Annotated in this window: 23 protein-coding genes; 12 read left to right on the forward strand and 11 right to left on the reverse strand. The window is 43.0% G+C overall.

The window, feature by feature from the left end; all coding sequences use genetic code 11:
- Nucleotides 1-6: 6 nt before the first annotated feature.
- A complete protein-coding gene (gene rhaT / locus DIU38_RS01195; RefSeq protein ID WP_112653639.1) occupies nucleotides 7-1,143 on the reverse strand; it encodes an L-rhamnose/proton symporter RhaT in 1,137 nt (378 codons plus the stop codon).
- A 231-nt stretch (nucleotides 1,144-1,374) separates the two neighbouring features.
- Between rhaT and DIU38_RS01200 the strand changes: the two genes are divergently transcribed.
- The gene (locus tag DIU38_RS01200) at nucleotides 1,375-2,868 is read left to right on the forward strand and encodes a gluconokinase (RefSeq protein ID WP_112653630.1); all 1,494 of its coding nucleotides are present in this window, start codon (nucleotides 1,375-1,377) and stop codon (nucleotides 2,866-2,868) included.
- A gap of 19 nt (nucleotides 2,869-2,887) precedes the next feature.
- Here DIU38_RS01200 and DIU38_RS01205 read toward each other — a convergent pair whose 3' ends face one another.
- Nucleotides 2,888-3,526: a sphingomyelin synthase family protein gene (locus tag DIU38_RS01205; RefSeq protein ID WP_243770594.1), complete on the reverse strand. Its 639-nt coding sequence runs from the start codon at nucleotides 3,524-3,526 to the stop codon at nucleotides 2,888-2,890.
- A gap of 145 nt (nucleotides 3,527-3,671) precedes the next feature.
- Between DIU38_RS01205 and DIU38_RS01210 the strand changes: the two genes are divergently transcribed.
- The 3 genes from DIU38_RS01210 (at nucleotide 3,672) to DIU38_RS01220 (ending at nucleotide 5,558) form a co-directional block, all read left to right on the forward strand.
- Nucleotides 3,672-4,091, forward strand: coding sequence for a MerC domain-containing protein (locus tag DIU38_RS01210; RefSeq protein ID WP_112653631.1), 420 nt, complete (start codon nucleotides 3,672-3,674; stop codon nucleotides 4,089-4,091).
- 214 nt (nucleotides 4,092-4,305) lie between these two features.
- Nucleotides 4,306-4,752, forward strand: a complete 447-nt coding sequence (locus tag DIU38_RS01215) for a Fur family transcriptional regulator (protein ID WP_090528187.1) — start codon at nucleotides 4,306-4,308, stop codon at nucleotides 4,750-4,752.
- Nucleotides 4,749-5,558, forward strand: coding sequence for an N-acetylmuramoyl-L-alanine amidase family protein (locus DIU38_RS01220; RefSeq protein WP_091175307.1), 810 nt, complete (start codon nucleotides 4,749-4,751; stop codon nucleotides 5,556-5,558). Before DIU38_RS01215 ends, DIU38_RS01220 begins: the two co-directional genes overlap by 4 nt.
- Nucleotides 5,559-5,775: 217 nt before the next feature.
- On the opposite strand, the gene DIU38_RS01225 is transcribed toward DIU38_RS01220, so the two are convergent.
- Nucleotides 5,776-6,612: an aminotransferase class IV gene (locus DIU38_RS01225; protein WP_112653632.1), complete on the reverse strand. Its 837-nt coding sequence runs from the start codon at nucleotides 6,610-6,612 to the stop codon at nucleotides 5,776-5,778.
- A gap of 75 nt (nucleotides 6,613-6,687) precedes the next feature.
- Nucleotides 6,688-7,722, reverse strand: a complete 1,035-nt coding sequence (locus tag DIU38_RS01230) for an RluA family pseudouridine synthase (RefSeq protein ID WP_112653633.1) — start codon at nucleotides 7,720-7,722, stop codon at nucleotides 6,688-6,690.
- Between the two features lie 75 nt (nucleotides 7,723-7,797).
- Between DIU38_RS01230 and DIU38_RS01235 the strand changes: the two genes are divergently transcribed.
- The gene (locus tag DIU38_RS01235) at nucleotides 7,798-8,694 is read left to right on the forward strand and encodes a 1-aminocyclopropane-1-carboxylate deaminase/D-cysteine desulfhydrase (protein ID WP_112653634.1); all 897 of its coding nucleotides are present in this window, start codon (nucleotides 7,798-7,800) and stop codon (nucleotides 8,692-8,694) included.
- A gap of 155 nt (nucleotides 8,695-8,849) precedes the next feature.
- Here the strand turns inward: DIU38_RS01235 and DIU38_RS01240 are convergent, their stop codons facing one another.
- Complete coding sequence (locus DIU38_RS01240) at nucleotides 8,850-10,874, reverse strand: PAS domain S-box protein (protein ID WP_112653635.1); 2,025 nt, start codon at nucleotides 10,872-10,874, stop codon at nucleotides 8,850-8,852.
- Between the two features lie 333 nt (nucleotides 10,875-11,207).
- Between DIU38_RS01240 and lat the strand changes: the two genes are divergently transcribed.
- Both lat and DIU38_RS01250 read left to right on the forward strand, forming a co-directional pair.
- On the forward strand, nucleotides 11,208-12,539 hold the full coding sequence (gene lat, locus DIU38_RS01245) for an L-lysine 6-transaminase (protein ID WP_112653636.1): 1,332 nt from the start codon (nucleotides 11,208-11,210) through the stop codon (nucleotides 12,537-12,539).
- Between the two features lie 224 nt (nucleotides 12,540-12,763).
- The gene (locus DIU38_RS01250; protein WP_091175294.1) at nucleotides 12,764-13,201 is read left to right on the forward strand and encodes a hypothetical protein; all 438 of its coding nucleotides are present in this window, start codon (nucleotides 12,764-12,766) and stop codon (nucleotides 13,199-13,201) included.
- A 101-nt stretch (nucleotides 13,202-13,302) separates the two neighbouring features.
- Here DIU38_RS01250 and DIU38_RS34595 read toward each other — a convergent pair whose 3' ends face one another.
- From DIU38_RS34595 to DIU38_RS01265, 4 genes are all read right to left on the reverse strand, one after another.
- The gene (locus DIU38_RS34595; protein ID WP_317132420.1) at nucleotides 13,303-13,584 is read right to left on the reverse strand and encodes a PIG-L deacetylase family protein; all 282 of its coding nucleotides are present in this window, start codon (nucleotides 13,582-13,584) and stop codon (nucleotides 13,303-13,305) included.
- 182 nt (nucleotides 13,585-13,766) lie between these two features.
- Nucleotides 13,767-13,970, reverse strand: coding sequence for a PIG-L family deacetylase (locus DIU38_RS34600; protein ID WP_317132421.1), 204 nt, complete (start codon nucleotides 13,968-13,970; stop codon nucleotides 13,767-13,769).
- A gap of 89 nt (nucleotides 13,971-14,059) precedes the next feature.
- The gene (locus DIU38_RS01260; RefSeq protein WP_317132422.1) at nucleotides 14,060-14,545 is read right to left on the reverse strand and encodes a glutathione peroxidase; all 486 of its coding nucleotides are present in this window, start codon (nucleotides 14,543-14,545) and stop codon (nucleotides 14,060-14,062) included.
- Between the two features lie 4 nt (nucleotides 14,546-14,549).
- Nucleotides 14,550-15,164 (reverse strand): DUF4294 domain-containing protein, encoded by a 615-nt coding sequence (locus tag DIU38_RS01265; RefSeq protein WP_112657735.1) that lies wholly within the window; start codon nucleotides 15,162-15,164, stop codon nucleotides 14,550-14,552.
- A gap of 109 nt (nucleotides 15,165-15,273) precedes the next feature.
- On the opposite strand from DIU38_RS01265, the gene DIU38_RS01270 reads away from it, so the two are divergent.
- The 5 genes from DIU38_RS01270 to DIU38_RS01290 all read left to right on the forward strand — a co-directional run bounded on the left by DIU38_RS01270 (nucleotide 15,274) and on the right by DIU38_RS01290 (nucleotide 23,136).
- The gene (locus DIU38_RS01270; RefSeq protein WP_090529622.1) at nucleotides 15,274-17,496 is read left to right on the forward strand and encodes a RelA/SpoT family protein; all 2,223 of its coding nucleotides are present in this window, start codon (nucleotides 15,274-15,276) and stop codon (nucleotides 17,494-17,496) included.
- A gap of 134 nt (nucleotides 17,497-17,630) precedes the next feature.
- Nucleotides 17,631-18,098, forward strand: a complete 468-nt coding sequence (locus DIU38_RS01275; protein ID WP_091175283.1) for a Fur family transcriptional regulator — start codon at nucleotides 17,631-17,633, stop codon at nucleotides 18,096-18,098.
- Between the two features lie 46 nt (nucleotides 18,099-18,144).
- Nucleotides 18,145-19,422, forward strand: coding sequence for an adenylosuccinate synthase (locus DIU38_RS01280; RefSeq protein ID WP_112657733.1), 1,278 nt, complete (start codon nucleotides 18,145-18,147; stop codon nucleotides 19,420-19,422).
- Between the two features lie 171 nt (nucleotides 19,423-19,593).
- A complete protein-coding gene (locus DIU38_RS01285; RefSeq protein ID WP_243770593.1) occupies nucleotides 19,594-20,859 on the forward strand; it encodes an anthranilate synthase component I family protein in 1,266 nt (421 codons plus the stop codon).
- 318 nt (nucleotides 20,860-21,177) lie between these two features.
- A complete protein-coding gene (locus tag DIU38_RS01290) occupies nucleotides 21,178-23,136 on the forward strand; it encodes a M1 family metallopeptidase (protein ID WP_112657731.1) in 1,959 nt (652 codons plus the stop codon).
- Nucleotides 23,137-23,331: 195 nt separating this feature from the next.
- Here the strand turns inward: DIU38_RS01290 and fmt are convergent, their stop codons facing one another.
- Together fmt and DIU38_RS01300 are read right to left on the reverse strand one after the other, a co-directional pair.
- The gene (gene fmt / locus DIU38_RS01295) at nucleotides 23,332-24,249 is read right to left on the reverse strand and encodes a methionyl-tRNA formyltransferase (protein WP_167516055.1); all 918 of its coding nucleotides are present in this window, start codon (nucleotides 24,247-24,249) and stop codon (nucleotides 23,332-23,334) included.
- Nucleotides 24,250-24,282: 33 nt separating this feature from the next.
- Complete coding sequence (locus tag DIU38_RS01300; RefSeq protein WP_112657727.1) at nucleotides 24,283-25,524, reverse strand: exo-beta-N-acetylmuramidase NamZ family protein; 1,242 nt, start codon at nucleotides 25,522-25,524, stop codon at nucleotides 24,283-24,285.
- Between the last annotated feature and the right edge of the window lie 72 nt (nucleotides 25,525-25,596).

Raw genomic sequence — 25,596 nt, forward strand, 5'->3', positions numbered from 1 at the left:
AATGAATTATTGATTTGTTTTTATCGTTGGCTTATTTAGCTCGGCTTTTACCGTTGGTTTTCCGGGTTTTATCTTATTCCCATATCCCACAACCAGTACCGATATTACAATTACCGCTATACCGGCTATTACCGTTGCGAATGCTTTTTTACTTACACCTTTCCACTCTTTAAGTACCAGGCCCCACGTATTAGCTATCAGGATAATGAAAGCCATGTGCAGGATCCAGGAGCTGGCGCCATTACCCATTTTGCTTTCGCCCATACCGTAAAAAAAGAACTGTAAAAACCAGGTCGTGCCGGCCAGTGCCGCAAACAGGTAGTTTTTAAGCAGGGGTGTTTTTTTATCGGTATAATTATCAAACGTTTTATTGCGTGCGTTTAGCACCATACACCATATAAAGTTAGTGGTTAAGCCGCCCCATAGTATAATAATGTAGGTTACATTGTTTGAAAACAGGAAGTTGCCTTGTCCCGGATGCGCCGCCTGCCAGATCTGGTTAGCGGTATCGGCCATTGGTTTTCCGGCTTCAATACCGAAGTTGAAACAAGCGCTCAGGATCCCCGAAACTACCGCCACCATTATACCTAAACCAAAGCGGTAATCCTTATTTTCCTGGGCTATGGTTTTATCGGCCGACAGTTCTTTCTCTTTCATCATACCTGCTTTACCGCATATAATAATGCCCACTACACAAAGCACAATGCCCAATAAAACCATCTGCCCCCATTCGCTGTGCAGCATCAGCGTAAAAGTATCTTTCCCTTCTTTCGGGAAAAGGTCATAATACACCGACGGAATTATCGATCCAAAAACCGAGCATAAGCCCAGTATAATGGTGCTACCCAGCGATACTCCCAGGTAACGTACCCCTAATCCATATGTTAAACCGCCAATGCCCCACAGCAGCCCCATAAGGTACGTCCAGCCAAGGGTAGCAGTATCCGTATGGCTTATAATATCGGCAAAGCTGGGAATAGTAAGCCATGCTGCCAGCGGTGGCACAATGAGCCAGGAAAAAATGCCGCCTACTATCCAGTAGCTTTCCCAGGCCCAGCCTTTTATTTTTTTGTAGGGGATGTAAAAGCTCCCCGAAGCAAAGCCACCGATAAAATGGAAGATGACCCCTAAAATTACTTGCATATTCTCTGATTGGTTTATATTGGTAAGGCTAATGTAGATAATATATAATATGGAACTGTCCTTTGCTGTCATGGATGTGACCGTAATTTCGTCTGAATCAGAATTTACAGAATTATAAGATTTTCAGAATAGGAAATCTCTGCAGAGTATTCTGCTAATTCAAAAATTCCGTAAATTCTGATTCTGACAATCCCGGTTCTGTTTATTATTTTGGCAATCAAATACATCTCCATGCAGGCATATATTTTAGGCATTGATATTGGCACCGGCAGTACAAAGGCCGTAGCGGTAAGTTTAACGGGCGAACCATTAGGTACAATATCCAATCATTACCCCATTAATAGCCCGGAACCCGGTTACAGCGAACAGGATCCGCTGTTGATTTGGGACGCTTTTGTAAAATGCCTTGCTGGTATTACTGCCAAATTGGGCGCCGCTCCGCAGGCCGTGAGCCTGAGCAGCGCTATGCATAGTATTATTCCGGTTGATGAGCATGGCGAAGCGCTGCTGCCTATGATGACATGGGCAGATGCGCGGAGCGAGAACATCGCGCAGGCATTGCGTGCAACGGAAAAAGGTGAACGCCTTTATCATAACTGCGGCACAGCGATCCATGCCATGTCGCCCCTAAATAAGTTGCTGTGGCTGCGCGATAATCAAAGTAACATCTTTGAAGCCGCCCATAAATTCATTTCGATAAAGGAGTTTATCTGGTTCAAGCTTTTTGGTGTTTTTGAGGTTGATTATTCCATTGCGTCGGCTGCGGGAATGTTTAATATTGTAACGAAAGAATGGAATGATGAGGCTCTTACACTCACCGGTATCACGGCTTCAAAATTATCAACCCCGGTTAATACCACTTATTACCGGAACAGTATAAGGTCCGAAGTAGCTGTGTTAACCGGGATAAATGCCGTTACCCCTTTTGTTATAGGGGCAAGTGATGGAGCCTGTGCTAATTTAGGCAGCCACACAACCGGCCCGGATGTAGCGGCGCTTACTATAGGCACCAGCGGCGCGGTGCGCATTACCAGCCCGAAGCCGGTTTACAATTACGAAGCCATGGTTTTTAATTACCTGCTTGATGAGCAGACTTATGTGTGCGGCGGAGCGGTAAATAACGGAGGTATAGCGGTAAACTGGCTGCTCAAAAACTTTTTGCAAAAGGATAACCTTACCGCTGCTGATTATGACGCTTTATTTAATGAGATAGCAACCATGCCTGCCGGCAGCAACGGGCTTATATTTTTACCCTACCTGTACGGCGAACGCGCCCCGCTCTGGGATACCAAAGCCTGCGGCACATTTTTTAATATCAAGCCGGCCCATACCCGGTCACACTTTTTACGTGCGGGGCTTGAAGGTATTTGCTTTGCACTGAATGATGTGCTTAAAACATTGGAAGATGCGTCGGGCGGGATTACACAAGTTAATATTAGTGGTGGTTTTACCAGCTCGGCAGTATGGACACAGGTACTGGCAGATATCACCGGGAAAAGGCTCGCAGTGCTTCAGTCTGAAGATTCATCGGCGCTCGGCGCTATTTATCTCGCAGCACGGGTATTATATCCTGAAAGTTATGGCAAGCTTACCCGTGTTGAACAGCAGGATTTTATCGAACCAAGTGCTAAAAACCATGAGGTTTATAGCAGGATGTTTCCTGTGTTTAAAAAGCTGTACGGTGATTTAAAGGTCAGCATGCATTTGGTGGATGGATGGGAGTGAAGCCGGATTAAAAAAGTTATCATTCCAGCCCCAGCCATTTAACCAATCTCCAGCAACCATATACAAAAAATGGCGCGGCCACTACATCAATAGTATAATGAATATGCTGTATCAACAGTAATACAACCAATACTATCGCGCAAATTAATGCGATCAGTTTGTCTGTTCGCTTTTGCAGGTGGAGGTACACAAGTACCATGGTTGCCGTGTGGCCCGAAAAAAACAGGTCTTTGGTGATAAACGTATGCCCGTAAAACACGCTTGTGCTTGGGTCAATAAGCGGGACAAGGCCCACTGGCGGATTGAGCTTGACCAGGCCGATGGTAATAAACCGGGCAATACATACAAAATTCAGTGTCCAGATATAAGTGATACATATCCTCGGGTTATAAAGCGCCCGCCACATCATCAGCACGCCCATGCTCCAAATGAGTATAAAAATCGGGACTGAGAGATCGTAAGAGGGTAAATGGGCCAATACCCAATCATTAAGTACAACCCCGTCCTGCCTTTTTTCGATGTATTTAAAAAAAGAGGGTAACAGGTTAATGATGATGACTATGACCAAAGTGGCGCCCAGTAACTTGAGCCTGCTGGCCTGGGTGTCGTAGGCGCTCTGCCAAAGCTGTTTTATATGATAAATGGAAGCCAAATTCAATCTGTGTTTTTTTATAAAGCCTGCAAAAATACAGTTTGCTGGTTAATATTAAGTAATTGTCAGGTATTTGTTAATTTAATAGATGTAGATATGGATAGTGAAAACAAATGCAATTGTGTTGCATTAACTTGTTTATATTTGCGGCATGGATTTTCAAAAGCTTTCACCCCGGTTGGATAATATTGGTATCACCGCTTCAACGCTTTGTGCTATCCATTGTGCGGTAGTGCCTTTGCTGTTTACCAGTTTGCCGTTGGTGGGCCTTGGTTTTTTGGCTAACGTCTGGGTAGAGTGGGGGATGATCATTTTCGCCCTGGTGATAGGAGTGTATTCTATAGGCTTATCTTACCGGCGTACGCATCGCCGTTCAGTTCCACTATTTATGCTTGTATCAGGTTTTATTATCATCATGGGAGGGCACGCGTTTACAACAACAGGAAAATACGAGGCTATGATAGTTCCTGTTGGGGGCTTGCTGATAGCCGCCGCGCATTATATAAATTATAGGTATACCGGTGCCTGCAATCATGATCATAAAACATATAAACTTGAAAAGGTTGAGTAATGGATAAGCGCCACAGGAAATTCTTTTATGCATTTTTGCTGTTCAACTGCTTTTTGAGTCCGGCTTGTAATCATGAAAAGCATGGTGCCCCGGCTGTATCAAACCGCCATACTAAGCCGATAAAAAATACCGTTATAAAAGCCGGCAACTAATGGCGTATATTATACGTACCATTATTAAATTAGCGGCCTTATAATTATTACCCAATTAATACATGACACAAACCCGCGATATACATCATTTTGAGCACCTGCTTGATAAACATCACCTGAAAAAAACTGCGCCCAGGCTGCGGGTTTTATCCATGATGTCGTCAAGGCATTCGGCTACCTCGCAGCCCGACCTGGAGAACCTGATGCATGATATCGACAGGGTTACCCTTTACCGGATCCTCAATGCTTTTGAAGAAAAAGGCATCATCCATAAAGTATTTGATTTAAACGGTACAGCTAATTATGCCCTTTGCTCATCAAGCTGTAATGAGCATGACCACCATGACGAGCACCTGCATTTTAATTGTACCCAGTGCAAAAATGTATATTGCCTCAATGATATGAACCTGCCCGCGATAGATCTTCCAGCGGGTTTTGAGTCGCATGGCTTTACCCTGTATGCTCATGGCTTATGCCCCAGGTGCAGTAAAAAGGCGGTGAAAAAATGAAATACGTCGCTTTGCCCGGGATGATCATCCTGGTGTTCCTGTTTCAAAATTCATTCGCGCAGCAAAAAGATACTATACCTGCTGTTACAACTTTTAGGTTTAAAACGGTTGTTATTGATGCCGGGCATGGCGGTAAGGATGCCGGGGCGCGTGGTTCACATTCGTTTGAGAAAAATGTAACACTGTCCATAGCCCTGAAGCTCAAGGCAGCTCTTGATACGGCCATTACTGATGTTAACGCTATCCTTACCCGTACCGATGATACCTTTATCCCGCTAAACCAGCGCTCGGCTATTGCTAATCAAAACCATGGCAACCTGTTTATTTCCATTCACTGCAATTCATCGCCAGAGGGCACTGCCGCACGTGCACACAAGCAAAAAGGTGTACTGATGCTTGTATACGGTTTCCACCGCCTTAAGGAGCAGGAAGAGGCCGTACGCGAAAATGCTTCCATTTTTCAGGAAAAGGATTACAAGCAGAACTACGAGAGCTATGATGAAAGCGATCCTTCAAACCTGATCGTACTGAATGCTTATATTCAGAAATACCGTAAGCAAAGTATCCGTTTTGGTGATTTGCTTGACGACGAGTTTACCGGGGTAGATGGCCGCGAAAGTAATGGTGTGAAAGAACAGGGGGTATTGGTACTGGCCCATAGCGCGATGCCTGCTGTATTGATAGAAACCGGTTTCATTAATAACCCCGAAGAGGAGGAGTACCTTAACTCGGACGAAGGGCAGCACGAAATTGTAATGACAATCATCAGGGCACTTCGAAATTACAGGAAGGCAATAGGGGCATAAAAAAGCTTAAAGCTGAATGCCTAAAGCTGAAAGCCCAACTTTCCATTACGGTAAAACCCATTTGTCGAGTAAATGGTGAAAGCAGGCCGATACGGTGAAAGATCTTATACATCACAAGCATGAACGAAACGCATGGGTTATAGGATTTTCGCCTCAATCCGGCGCTCTGCCCCCGCTGGTCCGTCGAAATGACGTTTCTTATTAAAATATGTTTAGCTTATAGTTTATTCAACTCATCCATCAGTACCTTGCTGTACTGGTTAAAATAGCGCCTTACCCCAAAACCCATAACGGTTTGGATACCGCGGGTGGCGTTGGTTAAAAATACTTCATCAGCCTCGTATAAAATATCAGGATTGATCTGGGCTTCGGTGATATCAATATTGTTTTCCTTTGCCAGTTTGATCACTACCTGGCGCATTACACCTTCAACGCAGCCCTCGCTTAGCGCCGGGGTATATAAATGATTTTGGTAATTGATGAAAATATTGGAACTGCTGGCTTCGCACAGGTTACCGCTTTGGTTCAACAGAAAAACATCATCCAGCTTGTTTTGAGTTTTGTACAAACCCGCCATTACATAAATAAGCGAGTTGCATGTTTTAATGTTTGACAGATAGTTGGATGGTTTGGGCAGTTCCGTAAACACATCCATGATCAGGCCTTTTTCATTCAAAAAATACCGGGGCTCTTCGGATGGGGTTAGTTCCAGGCAATAACCCATTTTATTTTGAGTAGGGGTATACAAGCCTTCGGCATCGCGGTAGACGGTAAGGCGCAGCCTGCCATGTTTAACTTTATTCCTGCGGGCAAGCTCATTAACTATTTCGTTCAGGAACCAGGTGTCCATTTGCGAATAACCATCAATTTTAAGGGCTTTCATGCCCCGCTGTAGCCGGTCGGCATGCAGCTCGGCAAATTTCAGTTTCCCTTTCATTAGTCGCATGCTTTCAAACAGGCCATCGCCATATTTAAAGCCCCTGTTACCAATGGTAAGCAATGGTGTGTTTTGAGGGAGATATTCGCCGTTAAAATTGATGAATACGGGCATCATAGGACGGATAGATATTATAATTTGATCGTGTTGTTAATAATTACCGGGTATTGTTGCTCTTCTATCTAACGTCTGTTATTTCGTATCTGTATCGCTGTACTTTCGCCATTTTGCAAGTACGGCCTCAAAATCAGCCGGCAGCGGCGATTCAAAATGCACCTGCTTTTTTAATGTAGGATGTAAAAAGCCCAGTGTTTGTGCATGCAGGGCTTGTCGCGGCATCAGCTCAAAACAATTTTCAACAAACTGCTTATACTTGCTGAACATGGTGCCCTTTAAAATTTTATCACCACCGTAAGTGGCGTCGCTAAACAAGGGGTGACCGATATGCTTCATGTGCGCCCTGATTTGATGGGTACGGCCGGTTTCCAGCTGGCATTCAATCAGGGTAACGTAACCCATTCGCTCTAAAACTTTATAGTGCGTTACAGACCATTTTCCTTTTTCGGGGTCATCATATATCGACATTACCCGCCTGTCGGCAACACTACGGCCAATATAGCCGGTAACGGTGCCGTCTTCCGGTAAATCGCCCCAGGCAAGCGCTATATATTTACGGGTGATGGTATGCTCAAAAAACTGCTTAGCCAGCCAGTTCATGGCACGCTCATTTTTGCTGATAAGCAGCAGGCCTGAAGTATCCTTGTCAATGCGGTGTACCAGCCCCGGCCTGCCATCGTTGCCCGGTAGGGTTGGCAATTGCTGAAAGTGATATACCAGGGCATTCACCAACGTGCCCGTGTAATTGTTATAGCCGGGGTGAACCACCATACCCGCTTCCTTATCAACCACCAATACATCATCATCTTCATAAATAATATTGATGGGGATGTTTTCGGGATATACTTCCGTATCGCGCGGCGGGTGCGGAAGCACTACCGAGATCACATCAAGCGGTTTTACTTTATAGCTCGATTTGATGGTTTTATCGTTCACGAGCACATTGCCCAACTCAATAGCATTTTGAATACGGTTGCGCGAAGCATTCTCCACGCGGTGCATCAAAAATTTATCAATCCGCAAAAGCGACTGGCCCTTGTCAACCACTACGCGTAAGTGTTCGTACAAGTCCTGTTCTTCCTGCTCAATAAGTTCGGGTTCGTGTGCCATTTGAGGCGCAAAAGTAATCGTTTTTTGTGGTAGGTTAAACGTAATATTGCAATAGCATTAACGTCGTATTATTTTATGAACATTGAGCTTGAAATTTTTAGCCCGGTACAGCAAATCAACAGCTCATTGTTTGATAGCCACGGCGTAAAAGTTTTCATCAAGCGCGATGACCTGATCCATCCAATGATATCTGGCAATAAATGGCGTAAGCTTAAATATGTGCTTAAACAGGCTCAAGCCGAAGGCAAAACACACCTCGTTACTTTTGGCGGAGCTTACTCCAACCACCTGATAGCTACAGCTGCGGCCGCTGCAAAGTTTGGCTTTAAATCAACGGGTATTGTAAGGGGAGAGAAAGTTGATAATGATACCCTGTTTTTATGCCGCCTGCATGGTATGGAACTGCAGTTTACCGATCGTAACAGCTATCGTGATAAACTTGCACTGTTCAATCAGTATTTTGGTAATGATGAACAGGCTTTTTTTATTGACGAAGGGGGTGCATCTGCCGAAGGTGCCAAAGGCTGCAGCGAACTGGTTAACGAGTTAACAGAAAGCTATGACTATATCTTTTGCGCCTGCGGTACAGGTACAACAGCGGCAGGTATCATTAACGGATTAAATGGTCATCAGCTTAAAACAAAGTTCAACGCGGTGCCGGTATTTAAAAACGGTGGTTTTATTAAAGAGGAGATAGACCGGTTCTTAACAGCCCAGGCAGATTATAACATACATACTGATTACCACTTTGGAGGCTATGGCAAAGCGAATGACGAGCTTATCAGTTTCATTAAACAATTTGTTGCTGCAACAGGGATATTGATAGAACCTGTATACACCGGTAAAATGATGTATGCCCTATATGATTTAATAAGCAAAGGGCATTTTAAACCGGGCAGTAAAATCCTGGCTATTCATAGCGGGGGCATTTGGGGATTATTGGGGATGAAAGAAAAGTTTAATCAACACTAATTAATCAACACCAATTACACGAATGAGGTCGAATTTTCGCGAATTGGAATTAAATAGCACTAATTTCACAAATGCGTCCGAATTTACACGAACCAACTAATTCGTGTAATTCGTTCTAATTGCTCAATAATACGCTAAGCATTCGTGCATAAATTTCAATTCGTGTTTATCGGGATCTCAAAATGGAAGGTTGACCCTTCGCCGTAAGTGCTTTCAACCCAAAGCCTGCCCTGGTGACGGTTAACAATTTCCTGGCAAATGTACAGGCCAATTCCTAACCCCGACATGTGAGAGGCGAGGTTCTCAACGCGGTAAAAACGTGAAAACACCCGATCCAGTTGATCTGGCTGGATCCCGATGCCAAAATCCTGCACTGATACCTTGAATTTGTTGTTGATAACAAGGGCTTCGATGATCACTTTATCTGCCTTTGGCGAATATTTAACGGCGTTGGTTACCAGGTTAATGACAACCTGTTCAATACGCTGGCTATCGGCATGGATAATTAATTCCCCCGCAGGTAAGTTTAAAAGGAGCTGATGGGAGGGGCCGGTTTGTTGCAGGATCTCCCTCAATTCGGTAAGCAGTTTGATCACATCAAAATCGGTATAAGTAAAAGGCAATTTACCGGTCTGGATTTTGGTAACATCAAGCAAATCCGATATCAGGGTGGTTAATTTGCCTACTTGCTCCAAGGCCCTGTTGGCCAGTACTTTGCTTTTATCATCTGGTGGGAGGTTACGGGCAATGATTTGCAGGTAACCCTTTAAACTGGTGACCGGTGTTTTTAACTCATGGCTTGCAAGCCCTATAAATTCGTCCTTTTTTTCATTAAGCTCTTTAATATTTTCATAAAGCTTGGCGTTATCAAGTGCTACCGCGGCCTGGGCGGCAACAGCCAAAACAAGTTGCTCGTGCTCCCTGGTAAACCTGGCCGGTTGTTCGTGCCCAAAAAATAACCCGCCAATCACCTCGCCCGATTTGCCCCTTACCGGAACCGCGAGGTAGCTTACTACCGGGAGGTGCCCTTTAGGCTGGCCAAAATGTGGTGCATTTTTTCCGTAACGCGGGTCTTTGGTTATATCATCAACCCTTACCGTTCCCTCACCACTGAAAGTGGGGTGAAAAACTGCCGTATTACGCGGCATACCAAATTTTTCAAATGCCTCACGCGGCGCGCCCGAAAGCGTGAACAGCATATATGATTCGCCCTGCTCGTTAACCTGGTTGTGAAAAAAAGCGCCAAACTGCGCTCCGCAAAGCTGGGTAGTGGCATCGGTAACTTTTTGCAGGATATTTTGAATATCCAACTCGGCCGAAATAACCTGTCCTATGGAGTTTAAGATCTCCAGGCGTTCGGCATACTGTTGTAATCTTTCTTCTGATTTTTTTTGCCGGCCTATATCGCGGATTATTTTTGAAGCCCCTATTACCTTATTGCTGTTGTTTCTTATAGGAGATATGGTAAGCGAAATTTGTATTTCCTCGCCGCTTTTTGTTTTACGTATGGTTTCAAAATGTTCTATCCGTTCGTTGGCCCGTATTTTATTAATGATCATTTCTTCTTCATTATAACGGTCTTCCGGTATCAAAACCGTGATATGCTTGCCTATGATCTCATCTTCTGTATAACCAAATAAACGTTGGGCCGCGCCGTTCCAGCTGGTAATTACACCATCAAGGTTTTTACTTACAATGGCATCTTCTGATGATTCAATGATAGAGGCCAGCATCCATTGCTTTGACTCGGTATTTTTTTGTTCCGTAATATCTATCAGCGTATTGGCGGCGCCTGTCAGTTCGCCATTTTCATTAAAACGGGGTTTAGGGTTGGATAATATATAACTTACACTTCCATTGGGACGTTTAATAAGCATTTCCTGCTGCTTTACAGCCTTGCCATATTTTAATACTTTGCCCGTTGGTGTTTCATCGGGAGTTAACAGTATACCATCGGATGTAAATATCTCCCAGTTTACATACCACTTGTCTTTATTAATGTGAGGCGTTTTGCCCCAAAGCGTTACCGCCGCTTTGTTAAATGAGGTTATGTAGCCCTCTTTATCGCAGGTGTAAACTGCAACGGGCAGGTTTTCAAGTAAATCCCAGTCGGTACTATTGTTAAATGTTAATTTTGGGACCGGTTTTGAGTTGCTGGCAGATAATGGCTCTTCTCCCATAGTTATAAATATCCCCTTTGGTTGTATCTGCCACTAATTTAATATTAAAATAATCAATCTATGTTAAATTAATTAAAAAGAAAATTTTATCAAGCTACCCCGGTACAATTCAGGTTCGCAGGAGGAGGAATTTGATGTTAACCGGGCGGAAAATGTAAATTTCGGCTGCATTTTTTTATGAGTACGGTGGTTGAAGCAGGTGTACCGGTTTTGAGTTTGGTACAAAAAGTAACTTTAAACAATTTAAAGTTACTTTTTTGTCAATCGGTTCAAAAACCGCTTAAATTTTGATTTTAGGCGGTTTTTACTAAATTTGTAATAAACCAAATTAATATGTACAACCTACTTGTTTCTCCGCAGGATGTCCAGGCATCGCTTCAAAAGCATGTACTGGCCGATGGATTCGACCTCACTTTTGATATGGAAAAAAGTAAGGGTGTTTATATTTATGACGCAAAATATAACCGCACACTGCTTGACTTTTTTACCTGCTTTGCTTCGGTGCCTTTGGGCTATAACCATCCCAAAATGCTGAATGATGAAGAGTTTAAGAAAAACCTCATGCTTGCAGCATTAACCAACCCGTCAAATTCAGATATCTACACTACGCAATACGCCCAGTTTGTTGAAACATTTGACAGGATAGGGATCCCCGAATATTTACCGCATGCTTTTTTCATTTCCGGTGGTGCGCTGGCTATCGAAAATGCGCTGAAAGTAGCTATGGACTGGAAAGTGCAGAAAAACTTTGCCAGGGGCTATACTAAAGAAAAAGGTTTTAAAGTATTGCACTTTGAGCATGCTTTTCACGGCCGCTCGGGTTATACCCTGAGCCTTACCAATACGCTGCCTAATAAAACCAAGTGGTTTGCCAAGTTTGACTGGCCGCGGGTATCTGTGCCTTATATGAATTTCCCTTACAGCGATGCCAATCATGAAGACCTGCTAAGGAGAGAGCAATTATCGGTAGCACAAATCAGGAAAGCATTTGAAGATAATAAGGATGATATATGCGCCATAATAATTGAGCCTGTACAATCAGAAGGCGGTGATAACCATGTACGCAAAGAGTTTTTAGAGAAGCTGCGTGAACTTGCTGATGAGTACGAAGCATTGCTGATTTACGATGAGGTGCAAACGGGAGTTGGTTTAACAGGCAAATTCTGGTGCCATGAACACTTTGGAGAAAAGGCGCGCCCTGACATCATTGCCTTTGGTAAAAAAATGCAGGTTTGCGGCATATTGGCTGGCAGGCGCATTGACGAGGTTGAAGATAATGTATTTAAAGTATCATCGCGCATAAACTCAACCTGGGGGGGCAGTTTGGTTGATATGGTACGTTCGTCAAAAATAATGGAGATTATTGAGGAGGATAAGCTTTGCGATAATGCGGCAGTAATGGGAGAATACCTTCAAAATGGCTTGAGCGAAATTGCCGAACGGCACCCCGTTATAAGTAATGTACGGGGAAAAGGACTGCTTACTGCCTTTGATTTTCCGGACAAAGCAATAAGGGACAGCTTTATTAAAAAAGGTTTTGATAATAATATTATGTACCTTGGCTGCGGCGAAAGTAGTGTGCGTTTCCGCCCCGCGCTGATCATTGAAAAAAGCCACATTGATACAGGTCTTGACATGCTTGAACAGCTTTCGGTCACTTTATAACACAGTAAATAAAGAAAATTAATTCCGGCTACGGCCAAATCCGCTCATGAAACGGACGAAATTAACTAATATTTAATAAGGTAAAATCGGCATCTATTATTTGCAAAAATAGAAAGATATTAATATACGCTACTTTTTTTCCAAAATCCGCTATATTTTTTGTTATTATTCCGATTAGATTTGTTGCAACCCTATTAAAGTAACGTAGTTCTATTTCAAGCACCATGAGCAAACACATAGAGAAATTAAAGAAACAACTGGTTGAAGTTGCCGAGGTTGTAAACTCATTCAAATCTGAAGCCGTGCAGGTTCGAATAATTGACCGTTTACTGGAGGTTATGATCGAATCGGAGAAAGTAGATGCCGAGGGTGTTGAAATGTTTGGTAAAAAAGTAAGGAAATTACGCATTGAAGATGAAGGCGGAGGTGTTTCAGGACGTAAAAAGCCCGGCGCTACCAAAATACTTAATCAATTGCTAAATACAGATTTCTTTGATAGTCAGCGATCTATTTCATCAATTGCCAATTACTGTAAAGAACAGTATGACTCTGACTTTAAAACATCTGAACTTTCAGGAATCCTCTTAAAATTAGCTAATGAAAATAAGCTCAGAAGGGAGAGGAGCAATGAAAACAATCGCTTTGAATATATTAAAGCATAAGTATCATCATACTTGCTAAAATAAACAGGGAGCCTGAAAATCAGGCTCCCTGTTTATTTTAGCAAAATTTATTATATATAACTTATAGTTAAGTATAAGTATTATTTAAGGTTAAATAAATTATCTACTCCTAAAATTTTTCTGCTCGTAAAGCCCTCGGCGTATTTAACCTGGATGCTTTTACCAAACTCGCGTGCCCGGCCGGTTACTATTTCAATAAAATTGGATGTTGAAATATAGGTTTGAGGTTCATCTTCCCAGCTTGGGTTATAAAACTGCGATCCGTAAGCATTAATACTCTCTATCTTTTTATCCCAATGTTCGGTTACATCAATTAATATATCAGGAGTAATATAGTTATCCTGTATAAAATGCAGCACCATGTCTGGCCGCCAGGCCTCTTGTGGTGTGCCATCAATATCAAATGTTTCTATTTTGCGAAGGCCCGCTAAAAATGCCGAGGCTTCAACAAGTTCATTTGCCCGGCCATGATCGGGATGGCGGTCATGGTAAGCATTGGTTATTACAATGGAAGGGCGAAATTTGCGGATGGCTTCAATAACCTTTACCTGGTGTTCGCGGGTATTTTCAAAAAGGCATCGGGAAGGCCAAGGTTTTCACGTATAGCTAAACCTAATATTTCCGCAGCGGCGGCAGCTTCCTGTTTACGGATCTCGGCCGAGCCGCGGGTGCCCAGTTCGCCGCGGGTAAGGTCAACAATACCAACTTTATAGCCAAGGCAATATGTTTTAAAATTGTACCTGAACAACCTAATTCAGCATCATCAGGATGTACCGATAAAACTAATATATCTAATTTAAGCATGCGCAAAAGTAATTCATTGGTTAGACGCCGCTGTCAGCAGGCGGTCAATCTTTCGCCTGATTTTTGAGGAGTTTGGTTTGGTGAAGGGTAGTAAAAATCAACTACATGCCCATTCTTATCAATCAAAAATTTATGAAAATTCCAGCGCGGAACCGACCGCACATTGCCATTCTCCTTTTTATCGGCAAAAAATTGATACAAAGGGTCGGCATAGGGGCCGCGTACCCTTATTTTTTCAAATATGGGATAATTTGCTCCATTGGCTTCACAAAAAACGGCAATAGCCTCACCGTCTAAAGGTTCCTGTCCGCCAAAATCATTTGAAGGGAATGCGAGGATTTCAAAGTCCATACCGGCAAGCTGAGTTTTTAAAGCTGCCAATTCTTTTAGCTGAGGTGTAAAGCCGCATTGCGATGCCGTGTTTACAATTAAAAGAACTTTGTTATTATATTCGGAAAGACTGATCTCTTCACCGTTTAACTTTTTAACGTTAAACCGGTAAATGCTTTTGTTATCCATTAAACTAATTGCTGTATGAATTATATCCGGCCTGATTTAATATGGCCTCGATATCCTTCTGTTCTTCAGGGTCGTAGGTTTCTTTGAGATTATGACCAAATATGCTGGCTACCGACTGGAACATGAAAGCCTTAAAGCCGCCTTTTAATTCTTTAACCATAGCAAAGCTGGTTTGCCCGGTTTCACGGTCAATAAGCTTAATTAAAACTTCGCCCTGACTAATTGTCAGGTTCTTGATCTCTTTATTGAACAGGTTTTTTATTTCACCCTCGCAGGTGCTTACCAGTTCTTTTTGTTTTTTCCTGTCGGCGGTAACGGCAAGGTCGCGTTGTAACTGGCGGTACCTTTGCCCCGCAAAACGTGCGTAAGGCAGTACTTTCATTACATTATAACGCAAACGGCGGTAGTTTAGCCTATCGGCCTCGCTCGCAAAAATACGGGTATCTACAATTCTAACCTCCGGCTCAACTATCCATGGTACAAGCTCACCGTCAAGGTTGGTCATGGCTGTTCTGATGGTATCATTTTTGCCAAGAGTTACGGATGCAGGCGTAGCTGTTTGGGCCTTTGCAGCACCCATTAAGCAACATAACAGCAGCGTAAAACCAATAAATTTCATATTTTTACTTAATACAAAAATAATGTAATTTTTTTTGGTATTTTACTAATACCTGCAATAATATTTATTTGCTGCATGTTTATGATTGAATACCGCTAATACCCCGTACATGAAAGACTTAGTGATAGACCTGGAAGCCGAGAAGAACGAGATACTAAAAAGATACCGTGCTTTGTTGCGTGCCTGTAAATCAACCCTGCAAAAGGGCGATAAACGCATGATACGCAAGGCATTTGATATGGCCCTGGAAAGCCATAAGGATATGCGCCGTAAAAGCGGCGAACCTTATATATATCACCCTATTGCTGTTGCCCAGATAGCCGCCGAAGAAATTGGCCTTGGTACCACATCAATAGTGTGCGCCCTGCTGCATGATGTGGTGGAAGATACCAACATGACGCTTGATGAAATTGAGATGGAATTTGGTAAAAAGGTGGCCAAAATTATTGACGGCCTTACCAAAATATCAGGCGTATTTGATACCAACAGCTCATTGCAGGCCGAAAACTTCCGCAAAATGCTGCTTACCCTTGCCGATGACGTAAGGGTGATATTGATTAAGCTTGCCGACAGGCTGCATAACATGCGTACCATGGAGTTTATGCCCAGGGACAAGCAGCTTAAGTTATCATCAGAAACGGTTTACCTGTATGCGCCCCTGGCACACCGCCTGGGCTTGTATGCCATAAAATCTGAGCTGGAAGACCTTTCCATGAAATATATGGAACGTGAAACTTACCAGTTCATCAAAAATAAACTGAACGAGAAAAAGGCCGAACGCGAGCGTTTTATCCGTGATTTTATCGAGCCAATCAATAAATCGCTGCAAAGCCAGGGACTTGAGGCTGATATTTTTGGCAGGCCGAAATCAATCCATTCTATCTGGAATAAGATGAAAAAGAAATCGATACCTTTTGAAGAGGTATATGATCTTTTCGCCATCCGGATTATATTGGATAGCGCCCCTGAACATGAAAAGGCCGACTGCTGGAAAGCCTATTCTATAGTAACCGACCAGTACCGCCCCAATCCCGATAGGCTGCGCGACTGGATTTCATCGCCCAAGGCCAACGGTTATGAGTCATTGCATACCACGGTAATGGGCCCCCGGGGGCAGTGGGTTGAAGTACAGATCCGTACCAAGCGCATGAACGAAATTGCCGAAAAAGGTTTTGCCGCGCACTGGAAATACAAGGAAGCCAGCACCGACAGCGGCCTTGACCAATGGGTACACAAAGTGCGCGAAATGCTCAAAAACCCGGATACCAACGCGCTCGACTTCATCGATGATTTTAAGATGAACCTCTTTAGTGATGAGATCTTCATTTTTACGCCAAAAGGAGCGCTGATCCAATTGCCATTGAATGCTACGGCGCTCGACTTTGCCTTCGAGATCCATACCGATGTAGGCGCAAGCTGTATCGGTGCCAAGGTAAACCATAAGTTGGTGCCGCTAAGCTACAAGCTCCAGAACGGCGACCAGGTAGAGATCATTACCTCAGGCAAGCAAACCCCTAAGGAAGACTGGCTTAATTTTGTAGTTACCGCAAAAGCTAAGGCCAAGATCAAGTCGGCTTTAAAAGAGGAGAAACGCAAAATTGCCGAGGATGGTAAAGAGATCCTGGAGCGTAAAATGAAATCGCTTAAGATCACTTACAATTCCGAAAACCTGCAAAAGATCAGCTACTTTTTCAAGCTGCAGGCCACTCAAGACCTTTTTTACAATGTTGCCAAGGGAATTATTGATATGAAGGACCTGAAAGAGTACCAGGCGTCTGAAAAAGTGATTGACAATAAGCCGCAGGATAAAATTGACCAGGAGCAGGTTCAAAACCTCATCAAAAATATCAAGGCTAAAGACAGTGATATCCTGCTTATTGGCGAGGATATGCAAAAGATTGATTATAAGCTGGCTAATTGCTGCAATCCTATCCCCGGCGATGATGTTTTTGGTTTTGTTACCGTAAGCGACGGTATCAAGATCCACCGTACCAATTGCCCTAATGCAGCTAAGCTCATGGCCAACTATGGCTACAGGATAGTGAAAGCCCGCTGGACAAATCAGCAGGAGCTTGCCTTCTTAACCGGTTTGCGTATTACCGGTATTGATGAGGTAGGGCTGATCAATAAGCTTACTACGGTAATATCAAATGATTTTAAAATAAACATCAGATCTATCACTGTTGATAGTGATAATGGTATATTTGAAGGCTCGCTGATGTTGTATGTGAATGACACCAGCCACCTTGATACCCTGATTAAAAACCTAAAACAAGTAAAAGGCGTAACCGCGGTTAACCGTTTTGATTCGGCAATTGAAAAAGCTTCTTGAGGTGAGTAGTTGATTGAGTTGATTAGGAGAGTAGTTGTTTTTGCGATGAACCACTCACATAATCAACCATTCAGATAATCAACTACTCACCACTTAACAAATTATTAATAACTTTGCCCCGTTAATACATCATTATGTCACAGCAGGATACCATACCAATGGTTAAAAAAATTTTTGAGGCCTACCTCGAAAATAAAAACCTCAGGAAAACCCCTGAACGTTTTGCTATACTCGAAGAGATATATTCCCGTACAGATCACTTTGATGTGGAGTCGTTGTACATCCACATGAAAAATAAAAAATATCGTGTAAGCCGTGCAACGGTTTACAATACGCTTGAGCTGTTGGTTTCGTGCGATCTTGTTACTAAACACCAGTTTGGTAAAAACATGGCCCAGTTCGAAAAATCATACGGCTACAAACAGCATGACCACATCATCTGCATCGACTGTGGTAAAGTGGTTGAGTTTTGCGATCCGCGCATCCAGCAGATCCAGAGTATGATGGGCGATATATTAAAATTTGACATCAAACACCACTCTTTAAATCTTTATGGTAATTGTGCCAAATTAAGAGAGGGTTTTTGTGACAGAAAAATTTAACTTTGCCCCCTTTCATAACACATATTCTTGAACTTACGATAAATTAATGGCTGTTGACGTATTATTAGGCCTCCAGTGGGGCGATGAAGGAAAAGGAAAAATTGTTGATGTGCTTAGCGCGGGTTACGACCTGATTGCACGTTTCCAGGGCGGACCAAATGCAGGTCATACTTTAGAGTTTGACGGTAAAAAGTTTGTTTTAAACACCATTCCTTCAGGTATATTTTTTGAAAACACCATGAACCTTATTGGTAATGGTGTGGTGATTGATCCTATCACCCTGAAAAAAGAACTGGATAAATTAAAAGATGCCGGGCATGACCTGTTGGCCAAAAAGAACCTTTTAATTGCTAAAAAAGCACACCTGATATTACCAACTCACCAGTTGCTTGATGCCGCTAATGAAAAAAAGATGGGTGAAGGCAAAATTGGTTCGACCTTAAAAGGTATTGGTCCAACGTATATGGATAAAACCGGTCGTAACGGTTTACGGATCGGCGATATTACCCTGCCCGATTTTAAGGAGCGTTACCAGAAACTGGTTGATAAACACGTATCAATGCTGCAGCAGCTTTACGGTGAAGTAGCAGATTTTTCAGAACGTGAAACATTGTTTTTTGAAGCTCTCGATGTTTTACGCCAATTCCCGCTTGTTGATTCTGAACATTTGGTTAACAACTATATTAAAGAAGGCAAAAAAGTTTTAGCAGAAGGTGCTCAGGGCGCTATGCTTGATATTGATTTTGGTTCATATCCGTTTGTAACTTCATCAAATACTACTGCCGCAGGCGCTTGCACAGGTTTAGGTATTGCCCCGCAGCAAATTGGCGAAGTGATAGGTATTTTCAAAGCTTATTGCACCCGTGTAGGTGGCGGTCCGTTCCCAACCGAGCTGGAAAATGAAACCGGCGAAGAATTACGTAAGGTAGGTCATGAGTTTGGCGCAACTACTGGCAGGCCACGCCGCACCGGCTGGATCGACCTGCCGGCTTTAAAATATGCGATTATGCTCAATGGCGTTACCCAACTGGTAATGACCAAGGCTGATGTTTTAAGTGGTTTTGAAAAGATTTACGCTGCTACTCATTATAATTATTTAGGCGAGCAGATTGATTATATGCCTTATGATATCTGCTCGGTAAAACCAGAGCCGGTATATAAGGAAATTGATGGCTGGAACGAAGACCTGACCGGCATTACCGAGCTGTCTCAAATCCCGGCTAAACTGCAATCATACATTGATTATCTTGAAGCTGAACTTGGTGTGCCGGTTAAGTATTTATCAGTAGGCCCAGACAGGAAGCAGACTTTGGTATTGCACTAAGAATAAAAAAGCGTCATGCCGAATTTATTTCGGCACCCCACCAGCAGGGTGTACTTCATGTGTAACCTTCTTGTAGGATCCTGAAACAAGTTCAGGATGACATAGTTATAAATAAGAATAAAAAGGCCGGAACGTCCGGCCTTTTTTCATTTACTTGGTTATTTTTGCAGGGTGATAGTACAGGTTAATGATCTGCCGGGATTCAGAAAGAAGGCGTTACAATGGGCCGCAACTTTTGATACGCTGTGTTATCTTGATTCGAATGGATTTAATGATCCCTATTCCAAATTTGATACGCTGATAGCGGTCGGCTCCCGTACCTCTCTTAATGCTAACTCAGGTAATGCTTTTGATAAGCTTGATGACTTCAGAAAAAGTAACCCCGGATGGATGACGGGTTTCCTGGGATATGACCTTAAAAATGAAATTGAAGCGCTTACATCAACTAATCACGATGGCTTAAAATTTCCAGATTTGTATTTCTTTGTTCCTCAGCATCTGATTTTGATAAGGGGGGAGGAGGCTGAAATTATTTCAGATAATCCCGAACTTGTCATAAGATCAATCATTGAGCAGGGTTTAATCGAACCTGTACAGCAGGCTAATATCAACCTATCCCCACGCTTCAGCAGGCAGGAATACATTGACACGGTAAACAAAATAAAAGAGCACATTACCCGCGGCGATATTTATGTCACTAACTTTTGCCAGGAATTTTTTGCAGAGGATATACTTCTTGATCCGCTGGAGATTTTTACGAGACTGAACGAAGTTTCGCCCAATCCGTTCTCCACTTTTTTTAAATGGAATGGTAATTATATTCTCGGCGCCTCGCCCGAACGATTTTTGGCTAAACGGGGAAGTAAACTCATCTCGCAACCCATAAAAGGTACAGCTAAAAGGATGGATGATGTTGAAGCCGATGAACAGGCTAAACAGAGCCTGCGCAGCCATCCCAAAGAACTGCAGGAAAACGTAATGGTTGTTGACCTGGTAAGAAATGATTTAACCAGATCAGCTAAACCCGGCACGGTTAAAACCGAAGAACTTTTTGGTATCTACAGCTTTAAGCAGGTACATCAGATGATCTCGACCGTGGTTTGTGAAATACAGGAGGGCTTATCAAATGTGCAAGCCATCAAAAACACTTTCCCGATGGGCAGCATGACCGGAGCGCCAAAAGTGAGCTGTATGCAGCTGATGGAGCAATATGAGCGCAGTAAACGTGGCTTATACTCAGGTGCAATAGGCTATTTCAGTCCGGATGATGATTTTGATTTTAATGTGGTGATCCGGTCATTACTCTATAACTCTTCTAATAAATACCTGTCGTTTCACGCAGGTGGAGCTATTACTTACCACGCAATCGCCGAAAACGAATATGAAGAATGTTTGTTGAAGGCTGCTGCGGTAATGGAAGTTTTGGGCGGAAATTGACTTGACGTATTTTGCAGAATCCAGACTTACGAAGTTTCAAAAACTTCGTAAGTCTTCACGTTATTGGCGCAAGTGTTGTGCGGTTGTCTGTGGGCTTGCTCACTTGTGACTCTATAAACTTACAACAGGATTTAACATTTAAACTGAAAACTTTTTTAGAACGAGACGGGGGAAGAAATTGAGTTATATTGAGCGGAAAGCATAAGTCTCCAAACACACTGCCTCGCAGCACAAGACAGACTTTTGCTATAGCAAATCATCAATTTTTTATTATATTGGCTGTGAAAGTACTATCACTATTCGCTTCTAATTATTAATATGTTAAGACCCCTACAAAACATAAAGCTAATTATCGTTTCCCTGTGTTTATTAGCAACCGCTATCTCTTCAGCCCAAACTAAGTATCATCCTTCAGATTTATTCCCGGCGCAGCCCTTATTACCCCCGGGCAACTCATATCGTACCGCTGCCGGTGAACCTGGCCCTGCCTACTGGCAAAACAAGGCTGATTATCTAATTGATGTAGCGCTTGATGATAAAACCAACGTCATAACCGGCACAGCTACGGTTACTTATACCAATAATAGCCCCAAAGCCCTTTCGGCACTGTGGTTGCAACTGGAACAAAACGTGTTTAAAAAAGATTCGCGGGGGATTCAATCCAAGCTATTTCTTTACCAGGATCCTGAAAAAACTACTCCCGACGGCGGATACCAGGTAGAAGGCGTGCAGCTTGCCGGAAATAAAGCTGGAAATATCAAATACCATATTTATGATACACGCATGCAACTGGAGCTGGCACAGCCGCTGTTAAGCGGGCAGGCCATCAGTTTTAGTATTCGCTATCGTTATAATTTCCCGGTGAATTATAAAAATGCTGATTTCCTGGTTAACCGTACCGATATCCTCCCTACAAAAAATGGTAATATTTATGCTGTAGCGCAATGGTACCCAAGAATGTGCGTACTGGATGATGTAGAAGGATGGAACACGCTGCCGTACTTAGGTAACGGTGAGTTTTACCTGGAGTATGGTAATTTCAGGGTTAATATCACAGTGCCATCGGGACTTATTGTGGAAAGCTCTGGAGATCTGCTCAATCCTGAAGAAGTACTAACACCAACCGCACTCAAGCGCTGGCAGGCTGCCAAACAAAGTGATGTGCCGGTGCAGATTCGTACAGCAAAAGAAGTAACCGACCCTTCATCAAGGCCTGCAAAAGCTACCTGTACGTGGAAATTTAAACTGGATAATGCAAGGGATTTCGCGTGGACGGCCTCGCGCTCATTTGTTTGGGAAGGCTTGAGTTTTAAACTTGCCGATGGCAGGCGGGTAATGGGTAGCTCGGTATACCCGGTAGAATCAGAGAAACAAGGTAGCTGGAAACGCTCGTCGGAGTATATCAAATTTACCTTGCAGCATTTTTCCGAAAAATGGTTCCCATACCCTTATAACAAAGCAGTTAACGTGGCTTCAAACCTGGATGGTATGGAGTATCCCGGTATGGTTTTTTGCTCGGCAAAGGATACCGGCAACATGTATTTTGCTGTAGTAAACCATGAGTTAGGGCATACCTGGTTCCCGATGGTAGTGGGCAGCAACGAGCGTAAATACGCATGGATGGATGAAGGGTTTAATATGTTCATTGACAAAATTGCTGCCAAAGCTTTTAATAAAGGTGAGTTTATAGGTTATGTAGAGATCGATAGTCCGCTCGATTCCCTGTTTGCGGAAAAGTTATTGCCTATTGTTACCCGCCCCGATGCTTTGCCCGGTAACCAGGTATATCCGTTGCAGTATCAAAAAGTGGCTTATTCTTTAGCTCTTTTGCGTAATCAAATTTTAGGTGCGGAACGTTTTGACCGCGCTTTCAGAAAATATATCCGTGATTGGGCCTATAAACACCCAACCCCATGGGACTTTTTTAGGAGTATGGATAGTTCGGCCGGCGAAGACCTAACCTGGTTTTGGAAATCGATGTTCCTCGAAAACTATCGCCTCGATCAAAAAATTGTTAAAGTAGAAAGTTCGGCGGGTTCCCAACCTATTATTACAGTCGAAAATATGGACAAAGCAGCCATGCCTTTGGTTGTTGAAATAACCTACGCTGATGGATTAAAGGAGCATCGTGAATTCCCGGTTGAGATTTGGGAGTACAGCAGTAGGTATTTCTTTACAGGCGATAAAAAGGTTGCGGTTACCAAAGTGGTTATCGACCCTGAAAAAATTTATCCTGATGTGGATAGGGGGAATAATAGTTATGAAGTAAAAAAGTAGACCGTTTTTCATATAGGAAACGAAAGGTATTCCAACTCATTCTCCATCATGTCATTGCGAGGAACGAAGAAATCGCGATCTGTACAGAGCCACTCTGTAAATCGGGGATTCCTTCGTTCCTCGCAATGACGATTTTATACGTTTTGTCTCATCAGGGTTTCTCGAAGAGGGCCCTGATGTTCTGCGAGGACGTTCTTACAACTTCACACCCCTTAAAAAGTCCTCAATACCCATGCGTTTCTTGCCTTCTAACTGGATGTCTTTTAACAATACAAAGCCATCTTTGGCTGCAAATTTTAAATAGGTTTTATTGTCGGTTAAAAAGCCGCCGGGTTGTATGGCAGGTTCTGATAATTGATATTCAGATGCATAAACTTTTAGGCTTTTGCCGTTAAGCTCGGTGTATGCGGTGGGTACAGGGCTCAGGCCGCGAATTTTGTTATAGATTGACAAAGCTGGCTGTATCCAGTCAATCCGGCAATCATCCTTAAAAATCTTTGGTGCGTGTTTCAATTCTGTCCCCTCAGCCAATTGAGCTTGCGGGTGTTCGTTGTAACGTCCGCTCTCAACCGCTTTAACTGTTTTAACCAGCAGCCCTGCACCTTTGTTCATGAGGCGGTCATGTAATTCGCCGGCATCTTCATGGCCGGTAAGGGTTATTTTTTCGGTGAACAGGATGTTACCGGTATCAATATCGTGTTTTAAAAAGAAGGTGGTTACGCCGCTTTCTTTTTCGCCGTTAATCAGCGCCCAGTTAATGGGGGCGGCGCCGCGGTATTGAGGCAATAATGAGGCGTGTAAATTTATGGTACCTTTGGCAGGCATGTTCCAAACAGCTTCGGGCAGCATCCTGAAGGCTACCACAACCTGCAGATCGGCTTTCAATGCTTTCAATTCGGCAATAAAATTCTCATTCTTAAGTTTTTCGGGTTGCAGCACTTTTAAGCCGTTAGCTACGGCATACTGTTTAACAGCCGACTCACTAACTTTTTGTCCCCTTCCGGCCGGTTTATCGGGCGCTGTAACAACAGCAACGATATCACTGCCGGCTTTAATTAAAGCGTCTAATGAGGCAACGGCAAACTGGGGGGTACCCATAAATATAATTCTCATAGTATGTTTAGGTATTAGATGTGCTTTATTCTGTTATTCGTATAGTAAGTATTTTTTGCGTGTGGCTTTAAACTTAGTTAGTCCGGGTTGCCAGCCGGCACGGATCTCTTCTTCGGTTTTGCCGGTTTCAATTTGTTTCCTTAGTTCGGCTGTACCTGTAAGCTTTATAAAATAGGCATTAAAGAAATGATCCTTGTCGGGAAAGGCGTTGTATAACTCCAGGAGCCATTTCAAATTAATAACACCTGTACCGGTGATATCAGTTGGCGAAATGTTTTGCAGATTAATGCCAAAACATTCCTGGTCTTTCTGCGGCGGGCTCTCACTCATACCCGGAATACTTTTGGGCGTAAACGAAAAACTGTATTTACCTTTCAACGCCGGATGCCCCAATACGGCAAAGGGGAAGAGCGTACCCCTGCCCAAACTAAATGTTGTGCCTTCAAATAAGCAGGTACTCGGATATAATAAAATTGATATAGGCGTATTTAAGTTGGGCGAAGGGTTTACGGGTAAGGTATAAGGCAAATTATGCTTGTAATTAGCCACTTTAATAATCTTCAGTTTACATTTAACCCCATTTTTTAACCAGCCTTCACCGTTTATCATTTGGGCATATTCGCCAATAGTCATACCGTGGGCGATGGGGATGGGGTGCATGCCCACAAATGAACGGTTAACCGTATCCAGAACAGGGCCATCAATTAAATAACCGTTAGGGTTTGGACGGTCAAATATCATGAGCTCTACATCGTTTTCGGCACAGGCCTCCATTAAGTAATGCAGGGTTGAAATATAAGTGTAAAAACGTACGCCAACATCCTGGATATCAAATATCATGAGGTCGATGCCCTTCAAATCGGCCGGGGTTGGTTTATAATGTTTGTTACCGTACAGCGAGATCACAGGTAAACCGGTTTTAGGGTCTTGAGTGTCGCCAACAGTAGCGCCATTACTGGCATTACCCCTAAAACCATGCTCGGGGCCAAAAATCTTTTTTACGTTTACGCCTAAATGCACCAAACTATCTACACTGGCAGTTAAATTTTTACTAATAACCGAAGTTTGATTAATCACCATCCCTATATTTTTTCCCTTAAGATAGTTAATATACAGCGGAATCTGATCAGCTCCGGGAATAATAGGGCTGTTTTTTTTGTTTTTTGAGATGGATGCCGTCTTGCAGCTTTTATAATTGGTTGCCTGGCTGCAGGCCGTGTTTGCAAGTAAAACTGTTATCAGGGCAAATCGTAAAAAAGCACAAATCTTATTCATAAAATTTTGAGTTGAAACAATTTTAAAAGTAGCAGGTTTAACAGCAAAACCGCATATTTGCGAAGGTACAAA

The sequence above is a fragment of the Mucilaginibacter metallidurans genome, from assembly GCF_003286435.2.
Lineage (GTDB): Bacteria > Bacteroidota > Bacteroidia > Sphingobacteriales > Sphingobacteriaceae > Mucilaginibacter > Mucilaginibacter gossypii.